9 protein-coding genes are annotated in these 12670 nt (G+C 70.4%); 3 read left to right on the forward strand and 6 right to left on the reverse strand.

The genetic code is table 11. The annotated features are described in order from the left end of the window. Positions 1-660 precede the first annotated feature (660 nt). The 3 genes from VSH64_RS46675 to leuC form a co-directional block, all read right to left on the reverse strand. Positions 661-1326, reverse strand: coding sequence for an HU family DNA-binding protein (locus tag VSH64_RS46675; RefSeq protein WP_326569152.1), 666 nt, complete (start codon positions 1324-1326; stop codon positions 661-663). A gap of 251 nt (positions 1327-1577) precedes the next feature. Beyond that, entirely contained in the window at positions 1578-2180 is a 603-nt protein-coding gene (gene leuD / locus VSH64_RS46680) for a 3-isopropylmalate dehydratase small subunit (protein ID WP_326569153.1), read from the reverse strand. Positions 2181-2208: 28 nt separating this feature from the next. Then, positions 2209-3636, reverse strand: coding sequence for a 3-isopropylmalate dehydratase large subunit (gene leuC, locus VSH64_RS46685; RefSeq protein WP_326569154.1), 1428 nt, complete (start codon positions 3634-3636; stop codon positions 2209-2211). Between the two features lie 143 nt (positions 3637-3779). Here leuC and VSH64_RS46690 point away from each other — a divergent pair, with 143 nt between their 5' ends. The 3 genes from VSH64_RS46690 (at position 3780) to VSH64_RS46700 (ending at position 6771) form a co-directional block, all read left to right on the forward strand. Further along, positions 3780-4481: an IclR family transcriptional regulator gene (locus VSH64_RS46690; protein ID WP_326569155.1), complete on the forward strand. Its 702-nt coding sequence runs from the start codon at positions 3780-3782 to the stop codon at positions 4479-4481. A gap of 249 nt (positions 4482-4730) precedes the next feature. Then, complete coding sequence (locus VSH64_RS46695; protein ID WP_326569156.1) at positions 4731-5261, forward strand: hypothetical protein; 531 nt, start codon at positions 4731-4733, stop codon at positions 5259-5261. An 844-nt stretch (positions 5262-6105) separates the two neighbouring features. Further along, positions 6106-6771: an HU family DNA-binding protein gene (locus VSH64_RS46700; protein ID WP_326569152.1), complete on the forward strand. Its 666-nt coding sequence runs from the start codon at positions 6106-6108 to the stop codon at positions 6769-6771. Between the two features lie 1698 nt (positions 6772-8469). Here VSH64_RS46700 and VSH64_RS46705 read toward each other — a convergent pair. Genes VSH64_RS46705 through cofC form a run of 3 tightly spaced genes read right to left on the reverse strand, consistent with a single transcriptional unit; the run spans position 8470 to position 12595 of the window. Beyond that, positions 8470-9423 (reverse strand): NUDIX hydrolase, encoded by a 954-nt coding sequence (locus tag VSH64_RS46705; protein ID WP_326569157.1) that lies wholly within the window; start codon positions 9421-9423, stop codon positions 8470-8472. Then, on the reverse strand, positions 9420-11906 hold the full coding sequence (locus VSH64_RS46710; RefSeq protein WP_326569158.1) for an RNA degradosome polyphosphate kinase: 2487 nt from the start codon (positions 11904-11906) through the stop codon (positions 9420-9422). Before VSH64_RS46710 ends, VSH64_RS46705 begins: the two co-directional genes overlap by 4 nt. A 56-nt stretch (positions 11907-11962) precedes the next feature. Next, positions 11963-12595, reverse strand: coding sequence for a 2-phospho-L-lactate guanylyltransferase (gene cofC / locus VSH64_RS46715; protein ID WP_326569159.1), 633 nt, complete (start codon positions 12593-12595; stop codon positions 11963-11965). Positions 12596-12670: the final 75 nt, after the last annotated feature.

The following is a 12670-nucleotide window of genomic DNA, read 5'->3' on the forward strand; positions in this document are numbered from 1 at the left end:
TCTTGAACGGAACGACGCGCTGCTCGGATGCGGCTCGGGAGAGGCTGCTCTGGCAACGCGACGTCGACAGATTCCTGCGGCCTGAGGTGACCTCGGGGTCGAGGCGTGAGGCCGGATGGTCGTGGAGTGGGCGAGGCTGTCGAGAGGGCCGCAACGCGGCTGTATATCGAGAAACTGGGGTGACTTCAGGTCAGTTCGAGGTTGAATCTGTTGCTGGACAGTCGGTTCGGACCCGGCCCGCGGGGCCAGGCCGGCCAGTAGAGACATGGGCAGCTTGAGGTGATCAAGAAGACCTGTAGGCCAACGGAACGGTGGACGGCCTGATCAGGTAGGCCCAACTGGCTTGGGCATAGGGGCTACGGTTCGCCTGCGCCGCGATACGGCGCTAAGCCTGTCACTGCGACGAAGCAGCCGGGCCGACAGGCGCGTGGGCGGCATCAAAGCCTCGCTCGCAAGGGCTTAAGTGCGGAAGGACCCCATCTCACGGTGGGGAGCGTCCCTCCCGTAGGCCAGGGCGGGGATCGTTGCGGCACCAGGCGAGGCCGAGCGGCACCAAAGCCGCCTGAGTAGGAGCTGAAAATGCGGCAGGGCCCCGTCCCGGGGTGGGAGGGGGCCCTGCCGTGAAGTGCACGTCCCAACCACAGGGGGTTGGGGTGGGTGTTACTTCTTCTTCGCGGCGCTGGTGCGCTTGGCAGCGGGCTTGGCGGCGGGCTTCTTCGCCGCCGGCTTCGCGGCCGGCTTGGCCGCAGCGGCCTTGGTGGTGGTCGCCTTCGCGGCGGGCTTGGCCGCGGCGGCCTTGGTGGTGGCGGCCTTGGCGCGGGTAGTGGCCGGCTTGGCCGCGGCAGCCTTGGTCGCAGCGGCCGGCTTCGCCGCAGTGGCGCGGGTGCGGGTGGTGGTGGAACGCGTGGTCGCCGGGCGGGTCGCCGTGGTGCGCGAGGCAGCCGCGCGGGTACCGGTGGCCGCGGTCGCGCGGGCGGTGGTGGTGCGCGAGGCCGTGGTGGCCGCGGTGGTGGTGGTGCGCTTGACCGCGGTGGCCTTCGGCAGCTTCTTCGTGCCGGAGATGACGTCCTTGAACGTCGTGCCCGCACGGAAAGCCGGCACGTTGGTCTTCTTCACCCGCACCGTCTCACCCGTGCGCGGGTTACGCGCGGTCCGGGCGGCACGGGCACGCTTCTCGAACACACCGAACCCGGTGATGTTCACCTTCTCGCCCTTGTTGACCGTCCGGATGATGATGTCGACGAGACCGTCGACGGCCTCCGAAGCAACCTTTTTGTCGCCCAGACGCTCCGACAGCGCCTCGATCAGCTGGGCCTTGTTGGCCATTCCAGTCCTCCAAGAAGAACTCTACGTCCACGGCCACGTCGGCCGACTTAGCGCACACGGTATTACCAACGCAGCACAAATTCCAAACGGCGCGCGGAATTTTCCCTTGCGGGGGGAGTGGTTCCGCCTCCCGAGGGACCCTTCCGGGGCCTCGACGAGGTGCCGTTTGGTGTGGGCGAAGGGGCTCCGGAGCGGCCCCCGCGGGGGCACGGATTCCCTTTTCGAGCAGGGAATCCGTGCCGCGAGACGACCTAGGAGGCCGGGATCGGGGTGGTCACGGGCTTCCAGGACGGCCGGGTCGCTTCGAACTCGGTGATCTCTTCGGCGTGGCGCAGGGTCAGGCCGATGTCGTCGAGGCCTTCGAGCAGGCGCCAGCGCACGTAGTCGTCGATCTGGAACGGGGCGGTGAAGTCCTTGGCCCGCACGGTCTTGGTCTCGAGGTCGACCGTGACCTCCGTGCCGGGCTCGTTCTCGAGCAGCTTCCACAGCAGTTCGACGTCCGACTGTTCGCACTGGGCGGCGACCAGGCCGCCCTTGCCGGAGTTGCCGCGGAAGATGTCGGCGAAGCGGGAGGCGATCACGGCGCGGAAGCCGTAGTCCATGAGCGCCCAGACGGCGTGCTCGCGGGAGGAGCCGGTGCCGAAGTCGGGGCCGGCGACCAGGACGCTGCCGCGGTCGAAGGGCTCCTGGTTGAGGATGAAGTCGTCCTGGGTGCGCCAGGCGGCGAACAGGCCGTCCTCGAAGCCGGTGCGGGTCACGCGCTTGAGGTAGACGGCCGGGATGATCTGGTCAGTGTCCACGTTGGACCTGCGCAGCGGCACCCCGACGCCCGTGTGCTGGGTGAACGGTTCCATGGTGGGAGCTCCTGTCTCGGGGGAGGGGTCAGACGGTGGCCAGGTCGGCCGGGGACGACAGCGTGCCCCGGACGGCCGTGGCGGCGGCCACGAGCGGCGACACGAGGTGCGTGCGCCCGCCCTTGCCCTGCCGGCCCTCGAAGTTGCGGTTGGAGGTCGACGCGCTGCGCTCGCCGGGAGCCAGCTGGTCCGGGTTCATGCCCAGGCACATGGAGCAGCCGGCCTGCCGCCACTCGGCGCCGGCCTCGGTGAAGACCTTGTCGAGGCCCTCGTCGATGGCGGCCTGGCGCACCCGCATCGAGCCGGGCACCACGAGCATCCGCACCGACTCGGCGACCTTGCGCCCGCGCAGCACCTCGGCGGCCGCGCGCAGGTCCTCGATGCGGCCGTTGGTGCACGAACCGAGGAAGACGGTGTCCACCGCGATCTCCCGCAGGGGTGTGCCCGGCGTCAGGTCCATATAGGACAGGGCCTTCTCGGCCGAAGCGCGCTCGTTCTCGTCGCCGATGTCGGCCGGGTCGGGCACCGAGGCACCCAGCGGCAGTCCCTGGCCCGGGTTGGTGCCCCAGGTCACGAACGGGGTCAGCTCGTCGGCGTTCAGGTGCACCTCGGCGTCGAACTCGGCGCCCTCGTCGGTGCGCAGCTCGCGCCAGCCGGCCAGCGCCGCGTCCCAGTCGGCGCCCTGCGGAGCGTGCGGACGGCCCTTCAGGTACGCGAACGTGGTCTCGTCCGGCGCGATCATGCCGGCGCGCGCGCCCGCCTCGATGGACATGTTGCACACCGTCATGCGCGCTTCCATCGACAGCGCCTCGATGGCCTTGCCGCGGTACTCGAGCACGTAGCCCTGCCCGCCGCCGGTGCCGATCTTGGCGATCACGGCGAGGATGATGTCCTTCGCCGTGACGCCGGGCTTGAGCTCGCCGTCGACGGTGATCGCCATCGTCTTGAACGGGCGCAGCGGCAGCGTCTGCGTGGCGAGCACGTGCTCGACCTCCGACGTGCCGATGCCGAAGGCCATCGCGCCGAACGCGCCGTGGGTCGAAGTGTGACTGTCGCCGCACACCACGGTCGTGCCGGGCTGCGTGAGCCCCAGCTGCGGGCCGATGACGTGCACGATGCCCTGCTCGGCGTCACCCATCGGATGCAGCCGGACACCGAACTCCTTGCAATTGCGGCGAAGGGTGTCGACCTGGGTGCGCGAGACCGGGTCGGCGATCGGGAGGTCGATGTCGACGGTGGGGACGTTGTGGTCCTCGGTCGCGATGGTGAGGTCGGGGCGGCGCACCGGCCGCCCGGCCAGGCGCAGGCCGTCGAACGCCTGCGGGCTCGTGACTTCGTGCACCAGGTGGAGGTCGATGTAGAGCAGGTCCGGTTCGGCACCTTCGCCTCGGCGCACGAGGTGGCTGTCCCACACCTTCTCCGCCAGCGTGCGGGCCTTGCCGGTCGGGCTGGTCATCTCCGGCTCCTTCCAAGGGGTTGGCCGGGAGCAAGGAACTCAAGCGACGTCCGAAGGCGGGGCGAGCCACGTCACGTGCGCAGCTCGAGTTCGTTTTTCCCAGATTCTGGACTTCCCAAACTTCGGGAAGTTAGTATCGCGTCGTGGGACAGCATAGCGGTATCGGAGTACTGGACAAAGCCGTGGCGGTGTTGCAGGCCGTCGCCGAAGACCCCTGTGGGCTGGCGGAACTCTGCACACGCACGGGACTACCGAGGGCGACGGCGCACCGCCTCGCCGTCGGTCTCGAAGTGCATCGGTTGCTGCGCAGAGGACCGGACGGCCGCTGGCGGCCGGGCACCGCGCTCGCCGAACTCGCGGGCGGCTCCACCGACCCGTTGCTCGACGCGGCGAGCTCGGTGCTGCCGAAGCTGCGCGACATCACGGGCGAAAGCGTGCAGCTCTATCGGAGGGACGGCGTGCAGCGTGTGTGCGTGTCCACAGCCGAGCCGCCGAGTGGCCTGCGCGACACCGTGCCCATCGGCTCGCGCCTGCCGATGACGGCCGGCTCCGGGGCGAAGGTGCTTGCCGCGTGGTCGGATCCGCACACGCAGCGGACGATCCTCGCCGAAGCCGTGTACGGGGAGCGCACTCTGCTCGAAGTCCGCCGCCGCGGCTGGGCGCAGAGCGTCGCGGAGCGCGAACCGGGTGTGGCGAGTGTCTCCGCGCCGGTGCGGGATTCGTCGGGCGCGGTCGTGGCGGCCGTCTCGGTTTCCGGTCCCATCGAACGCATCGGCCGCAAACCGGGCGCGCGCTGGGCCGCCGATCTGCTGGCCGCCGCCGACGCTCTCCAGGAACGCCTTTGACGCTCCGGTCTCGCTGACTCCCACCACGTTCCAGCCAGGGCCGCCTCTCCTTCGGGGGAGGCGGCCTTTTTCGTGCGCCGTACCGAACCGGCGTTCACCGCCGCTCGGGCGCCGAACCTGTGCCTGGCATCTGAGCCGGCTGAGAATCGGGCCGCCGCCTTCACCAGCGCACGACACCCGCCGGTGCCACCCTGTCCCCACTTCGCGGCCCGACCGGTCGCGACCCTCCCAGGTGGACGGAGCCCCACGATGACCGACCTCACCGACCTGATCCTCGCCGCCCGGCGCGCGGGCGCCGCCGCGGACCCGGCAGCCGAGCTGGCGCGGCTGCAGCGGGAGGTGGCCGCGTCCGCCGCCGACGTGCTCGGCTGGCTGCCGGGCGCCGGCGTCGACGAGCAGGTGCTGCACGCCGAGCCGGCGCTCACCCTCCTGCGGGTCGAAATCGCGCCGCGCACGGAGTACCCGCCCCATGATCACCTGATCCCGGCGTGCGTCGCCGTGCTGCGGGGGAGTGAGACCAACACCTTCCACCGCGCGGACGGCGGACGGCTCGCGGTGGTCGGCGAGACCGAGACGGCGGCGGGGGCCGTGCTGCCGATGGACGCGCACGTGATCCATTCCGTGGCCAACCGGACGGGCGGCCGGTCCGTGGCGCTGCACGTCTACTTGGGTGATCTCTTCGGGCTGTCGCGGACGATCTGGGACCCGGCGACCGGCGAGCCCGGGCCCTACAGCGACGAGCGGTATTTCGCGCTCGCCCGGACCACGGCCCCGGCCTGACAGTCCTCAGTGGACGCTCCTCCTGTGCTCTGACCTGCTGATCCCTCGCGACGCCCCGGCCAACGTGTGTTCTCGGCCGGGGCGCTTCGCTGCCCACGGCCCGGCGGATTTCCCTCACTGAGTGAGCCGGCGGTGCTTCAGGGCACCGGCTTCGGGAGGCGCCGATGCCGGTGCCCTGACACGGCTTCGGGGCCGAACCGGCGTTCACCGCGACGCCACCCCCTCGGCCGCTCGCCGCCTCGAGCGGCGTGACGCCGAACCCCGGGCCGCGTCACACGCTTGGCCGAGTCGTCACACGAGCGGACGCGTCCGGGCGTGTACCCGTTGCCGCTCCGAGGGTTCGGCTTTGTCGGGTTTCGGCGACGGAGGCGGTCGGCCGGGACAGTTCGTTGCCGCGGCAAGGGGCGCGGCCGGCGAGGGTCGGCGAACCCCGTGGCGGCAGGGGTTCCGGCGGCCCTCGGCACCCGCCGGATGCCTCGGCGGGGCTTCGGCGGCCATCGCGCGGCCGGATTTCCGACGATCACCGAGGCCCCCTTCGTCAGTCCGCAAAGGACACTCCCGGGGCCGCGGCAAGATCGCCTTCCGCCACTGGAGAAGCACGGCGCAGTGGTGCGACTGGTGCCAAAACCGCTGGTAGAGCCCCACTCTGCACGAACAATCGAACACAAGAGCGAATAGAACGACGCTTATTCCGACCGTTCCCGAGCCCTTCGAATGGGCGGACCGCAGACACGCCAACGGAAAAACCAAGGGTCCCGTTTGGACTTCTCCGCGTTATGGGTAATACTATTGAAGAGTTCGGCCGACGTGGCCGTGGACGTAGAGTTCTTCTTGGAGGACTGGAATGGCCAACAAGGCCCAGCTGATCGAGGCGCTGTCGGAGCGTCTGGGCGACAAAAAGGTTGCTTCGGAGGCCGTCGACGGTCTCGTCGACATCATCATCCGGACGGTCAACAAGGGCGAGAAGGTGAACATCACCGGGTTCGGTGTGTTCGAGAAGCGTGCCCGTGCCGCCCGGACCGCGCGTAACCCGCGCACGGGTGAGACGGTGCGGGTGAAGAAGACCAACGTGCCGGCTTTCCGTGCGGGCACGACGTTCAAGGACGTCATCTCCGGCACGAAGAAGCTGCCGAAGGCCACCGCGGTCAAGCGCACCACCACCACCGCGGCCACCACGGCCTCGCGCACCACCACCGCCCGCGCGACCGCGGCCACCGGTACCCGCGCGGCTGCCTCGCGCACCACGGCGACCCGCCCGGCGACCACGCGTTCCACCACCACCCGCACCCGCGCCACTGCGGCGAAGCCGGCCGCTGCGACCAAGGCTGCCGCGGCCAAGCCGGCCACTACCCGCGCCAAGGCCGCCACCACCAAGGCCGCCGCGGCCAAGCCCGCCGCGAAGGCGACCACCACCAAGGCCGCTGCGGCCAAGCCGGCCGCGAAGCCGGCGGCGAAGAAGCCCGCCGCCAAGCCCGCTGCCAAGCGCACCAGCGCCGCGAAGAAGAAGTAACACCCACCCCAACCCCCTGTGGTTGGGACGTGCACTTCACGGCAGGGCCCCCTCCCACCCCGGGACGGGGCCCTGCCGCATGTCTGGGGTATTTCCTGGTCTCGTGCGGTATCGCGCGAGACCTGCTGTGGTGTCGGGGAACGTGCGGCCACTCGCCGAAGTTCTCAGGCGCAGAGTCGAGGCGGTTCCGGATTCTGCACAGTGGCTGTGAAGGGCCGATTGCGGTGTCTCCGCGGCGCAGCGGACAGTTCTGGCGACACCGAGATTCTGGCTCGGGCACGGGCCTGTGGAGCGCCTGCGCCGTCAGCGTGGAGTGGCATCTGAACGCCGCACGCTGGGCGTGAAGGGCATTTCCCGGCCTACGGCTGCCGGGTCTGGCGACAGTGATTCAGCCTCGTGCCACGGGTCCACGGGGCGTTCGCTCCATTGAGCGGAGCGGCTCCTGGGCATCGCACGCTGCCGGTGAAGGGCCCTTTCGCGGGCATTCCCTGGGCCTCGGCAGCTGAGGCTGGGCGGCATCGATTCTGCCTTGCGCGCAGGTCCATGGAGCGCTTGCGCCATTACCGGTGGGCCGACGGTTGGTTATCGAAAGCCGGCCGTGAAGCGCCTCATCACGGCATTCCCCGGGCCAACGGAGCTCCGGTCCGGTGGCACCGATTCTGCTTCGTGCGCAGGTCCACGGGGCGCTCGGAGTGTCGGGTGGGGCGGTTCCTGGGTATCGCACGCCGGCTGCGAGAGGCACCTTCACGGTGCGGCGGCCGTTCAGACATCGGAGAATTCTGGTCCGTGGAAAGGCTCACGGAGCCCCTCGCCGCATCACCCTCTACGCGTCGGCGGAGTGTTTTCGGCGCTACCGCAGTTGGTGAGTCGCGGCGGGAATGCAGGGCGAACAGATCATCTGCCAACAGATGGTCGCAGCTGCCGCGTTCTCCGCGCGGGCCGGAGATCCTGTGCCACCTGGGTGTTCGCGGCTCAGGCGGACGTGCGCGGGCCACGGTTCAGGCTGGGCTGCCTGCGACGGGAATGCCGGACAAACGACAAGATCTCGGCACCGAGGCGGTCGCAGTAAGGTGCGGACGGCGACGTAGCCAACTAGCGAGCCACCTTCATCGACCGTGTGGCCGGGAGATCTTCCGGTACCCGGCGTGAAGGTGAGGCCGGCACCGCCGCCGGTTCAAGTCCCGCAGAGCGGCGCACGCCATCGACGGCAGAAGGCATTGAGCCCGGACTCGAGGAGACCGGCTGCGAGGCAACACATCGACGGCCCGAGCTCACAGACGTGGTCGTGAGCTGCGGCTTCCCACCTACCCCCACGAAGTCCGTTGCCCGACACAGAGTCCCTGACGCCCCCTGAGCCCGCGAAACGGCGACGGACGAACCAGCGGACGAGGCAGCAGCGACACAGCCGCCCACGACGAACCTCAGCCCCACCACCGCCGACCTCGCCACCAGCGGCCCCGGTGAAATTTCAGCCCACCCCGCGCGCTCTCCATCCGGCCCGCCCACCACCACTTGATCCGCCATTCAGGCGGACCGCCGAACCCGACACCCGGCATCCGCGAATGACGGTCTCTATAGAATCGACGAATACCGACCCCGGCAGTTTTCGAGCGCATTCGAACAGTCCGGAATCCCGAAACGCGGAAGGCCTCCCCGCGGACGTGAGATCCGTGGGGAGGCCTCGGCAGAAGAACTGCGTCAGTGCCGCGTCGGCGCGGGGGCCGGCAGGGGCGTCGGGTAGTAGTCCGCGGAGGTGAGGCGCGGGCCGACATCACCGGAAGCCGGCAGGAATGACAGGACCCACAGGGAGCCCTTCTTACTGGGCACCACACCTGCGCGAGCGGCGGCGAGCTCGGTGCCGTCGCGGTCGGCCAGGGCGCTGATCAGGTCGGGGATCACGCCGCCCTGGCTGGCGATCAGCGGCGTGCCGCCGTCGCCGGCGATGGCCAGCAACCTCGCGATGCCGAGGACCGGGTCGGGCCAGTAGCCCTCTTCCGACAGGAGGTTCTCGTGGCGCACGTCGACGCCGAGGTCCTCCGCGACGCCGCGCACGGTCTGCACGCAGCGCAGCCGCGGCGCCGAGAAGACCCGCGTGGGGCCGAAGCACGGCAACAGCGTGCGCAGCGCGTCGGCCTGGCGCTGACCGGCGTCGGACAAGGGACGGAGGTCGTCGTCGCCGGTCCAGTCGTCGCGCTTGCCTGCCTTGGCGTGGCGGACGAGCAGCACGGTGATCAACGACACCGGCAGCGCGCAGAACTCGCGCAGCACCCGCGTGTCCGTGTCCCGCGTGAGAAGGCGCTCGGCCGCGACCGGGTCGAGCCAGCGCAGCTCGTCGACCTCGTCGTTGACTTCGAACGACCCGGAAACGGCCTCGCCGCTGAAGTAGTCGACGGTCTTCTTCAGCACGCCATGACCGCTGCGGGCGGGCACGTCGTACGTCGTCTGCGTGACGTGCCGGCCCAGCACGGCGTGGTAGCCGGTCTCCTCCAGTACTTCCCGCACCGCAGTGGCGGCGAGGGTCTCTCCCGGGTCCACCTTGCCCTTCGGCAGCGACCAGTCGTCGTAACGAGGCCGGTGCACCACGGCCACCTCGAACCCGTCGCCGGCGCGGCGCCACAGCACCGCACCGGCTGCGCGGACGTCCACGCTCATCCGGCGGCCCCGTGCAGCTTCGCGAGCTCCACCTGGTGATCACGCACCTGTGAACCGGCGGCGGGGAACGGCTGCCACTCGCCGCTGGCCGTGAGCACCCAGCAGCGCGTGGTCGGGTCGAGCGCCGAGTCGAGCACGGCGTCGAGCTGGTTCGTGAGCTTCGGGTCCTTCACGCGCACGAGCGCCTCGATCCGGCGGTCGAGGTTGCGGTGCATCATGTCGGCGCTGCCGATCCAGTGCGTGCCGCCCGCGCGGAAGTGGAACACCCGCGAGTGCTCCAGGAACCGGCCCAGGATCGAGCGCACCTGGATGTTCTCCGACAGCCCCTCGACACCCGGCTTCAGCGCGCAGATCCCGCGCACCACCACGTCGACGGGCACCCCGGCCTGCGAAGCGTGGTACAGCGCGTCGATCACCTGCTCGTCGACGAGCGAGTTGCACTTGATCCGGATCCCCGCGACCTGCCCGGCGCGCGCCAGCTCGATCTCCTCGCCGATCGCGCGCACGATGCCGCGGCGGATGCCGTGGGGCGACGTGAGGATCGTGCGGTAGGTGTCCTGGCGCGAGTAGCCCGTGAGCACGTTGAACAGGTCGGTGACGTCGGCGCCGATGCTCGGGTCGGCCGTGAGCAGGCCGAGGTCCTCGTACAGACGCGCGGTCTTCGGGTTGTAGTTGCCGGTGCCGATGTGGCAGTAGCGGCGGATGGTCGAACCCTCCTGGCGCACCACCATCGACACCTTGCAGTGCGTCTTCAGCCCGACGAGGCCGTAGACCACGTGCACGCCCGCGCGCTCCAGCGTGCGCGCCCACGTGATGTTGGCCTGCTCGTCGAAGCGCGCCTTGATCTCGACCAGCGCCACGACCTGCTTGCCGGCCTCGGCGGCGTCGATCAGCGCGTCGACGATCGGCGAGTCGCCCGAGGTGCGGTAGAGCGTCTGCTTGATCGCCAGCACCTTCGAGTCGGCCGCGGCCTGCTCGATGAAGCGCTGCACGCTCGTGGAGAACGAGTCGTACGGGTGGTGCACCAGCACGTCGCCCTCGCGCAGCGTCGCGAACACGCTCTTGGGCGTCTCGCGTTCGCCGAACGCCGGGTGCGTGGCCGGCACGAACGACCGGTCCTTGAGCTCCTTGCGGTCCACACCGGACAGCTGGTGCAGACAGGTCAGGTCGAGCAGCCCCGGCACCTCGACGACGTCGGCCGGGTCCACCTCGAGCTCACGCAGCAGCAGCTCGAGCATGTGCTCGCTCATGTCCTCGGCGACCTCGAGCCGCACCGGCGGCCCGAAGCGGCGCTGCGCCAGCTCGCGCTCCAACGCCTGCAGCAGGTCTTCGTCGCGGTCTTCCTCGACCTCGAAATCGGCGTTGCGGGTGACACGGAACACGTGGTGCTCGGTCACCTCCATGCCGGTGAACAGCTCGCCCAGGTGCGCGGCGATGAGTTCCTCCAGCGGCAGGAACGTGGCCGTGCGGCTGGTGCGTTCGGTTTCCACGCGCATCAGGCGCGGCACGTTGCTCGGCACCTTCACGCGGGCGAAGCGCTCGGTGCCGCCCTGCGGGTCGCGAACCGTGACCGCGAGGTTGAGCGACAGGCCCGAGATGTACGGGAACGGGTGCGCCGGGTCGACCGCCAACGGCGTGAGCACCGGGAAGATCTGCTCCGAGAAGTAGCTCGAGAGCCGCAGCTGGTCCGCACCGGCGAGGTCGGCCCAGCCCACGAGCTGGATGTCCTGCTGGGCCAGCTCCGGGCGCAGCCGGTCTTCCCACGCGCTCGTGTGGCGCTCCACCAGGTCCTGGTTGCGCTTGGCGATGTAGTCCAGCTGCTCGCGCGGCGTGAGGCCGTCGGCGCTGCGCACGGACAGGCCCGTGTCGTCGCGGCGCTTCAGCCCGGCCACGCGCACCATGTAGAACTCGTCCAAATTGGACGCGAAGATGGCCAGGAACTTCGTGCGCTCGAGCAGCGGCTGCGACGCGTCCTCGGCGAGCGCCAGCACCCGCGCGTTGAAGTCGAGCCAGGACAGCTCACGGTTGAAATACCGGTCGTCGGGAAGCGACTCCACGGCCGTCGGAGCGTTCGCCGTGACGGCCGGGGGAGCCGAGGGCACAGCGCGGAAGTCTTCGCCGGAGGCACCCGCGTCGACCGCGGCGGTGGTGCGGCGGGTGGGTCGCGCGGTCTCCGGGGCGGCCACGGCGGTGGCCGCGGTGGTCTTGCGGGTCCGCGGGCTCTTCGCCGCCGTTCCGGTTCCGGCCGGCTCGCCCTTGGCGGCCTTGGCCTTGCCGGCCGCGTTGCTCCCGGCCTTGGCGGCGGTGCCGCGCGCGGCCGTTTTCACCGCGTCGGCGGAGGCGCCGCTCTTGGGCGTCGCCTTCCTCGCCGCGCTGGTGTGCCGGGCGGCGCTCGCGGGCCCGTCAGCTTTCGCCGCGCTGGCCCTGCGCCGCCGAGCGGGCTGTCCCGATGTGCTGGCGTCGTCTGTGCTCACGATGCCCATTGTTCACTACGAACCAGCAGATTGCGCAGACCGCGGTGAAGGTCAAATGAACACCTTCAGCTCAACGTGACGGTTTCGTCGGGCAGCAGCGCCGCCGTGCGTTTGCCGACACCGAGTGCTCGTACGTGCGACAGATCGTCCGAAGTGTCCACGTCGCTGCGCAAGGACACCATCGCACCGGCCAGCGCGACGGCCCCGGAATCGGTGTGCCGCTGGGCGGAACCGGCGCCGAAGCGCGGGTCGAGCGGCGCGCCGGGCGCCGACAACAGCAGCGTGGTGCCCGTGCCCTGGTGATCGGCGACGAACGCGCGCCGCCCCGCCGCTTCGGCCAGCGCGGCGGCGAAATCGCCCGCCCGCAACGCCGGCAGGTCCGCCTGCAAAGCGCCGACGACACCGTGCGGATCGCCGTCGCGCAGCAGAGCCGCGCCGTGACGCAACGCTTCGTTCAGCCCGCCACCGTCCGGTTCGGTCACCAGCTCCACGCCCAGGCCGGCCAGGTCCGCCACCGCGCCCGGGTCGGCGGCCACCACCAGCACCCGCCGCACGCCGGCGACGGACGTGACCGCCGCGAGCGTGTCGTACGCCAGCGCCAGCACCAGCTCGGCGTGCTCGGCCTCCACGAGCGCGCCGCGCAGGCGCGACTTGCCCACGCGGGGGTGTTTCAACGGCACGACCAGGTCCACGTCCACCTGTCCATCTTTACCCGAAAGCGCCTCGACGCGGGGTGAGCGCACCCTCCCTGGACTGCGTGAACCCCGGCGCGG

The sequence above is a fragment of the Amycolatopsis rhabdoformis genome (assembly GCF_035918295.1).
In the GTDB taxonomy this organism is placed as follows: domain Bacteria; phylum Actinomycetota; class Actinomycetes; order Mycobacteriales; family Pseudonocardiaceae; genus Amycolatopsis; species Amycolatopsis rhabdoformis.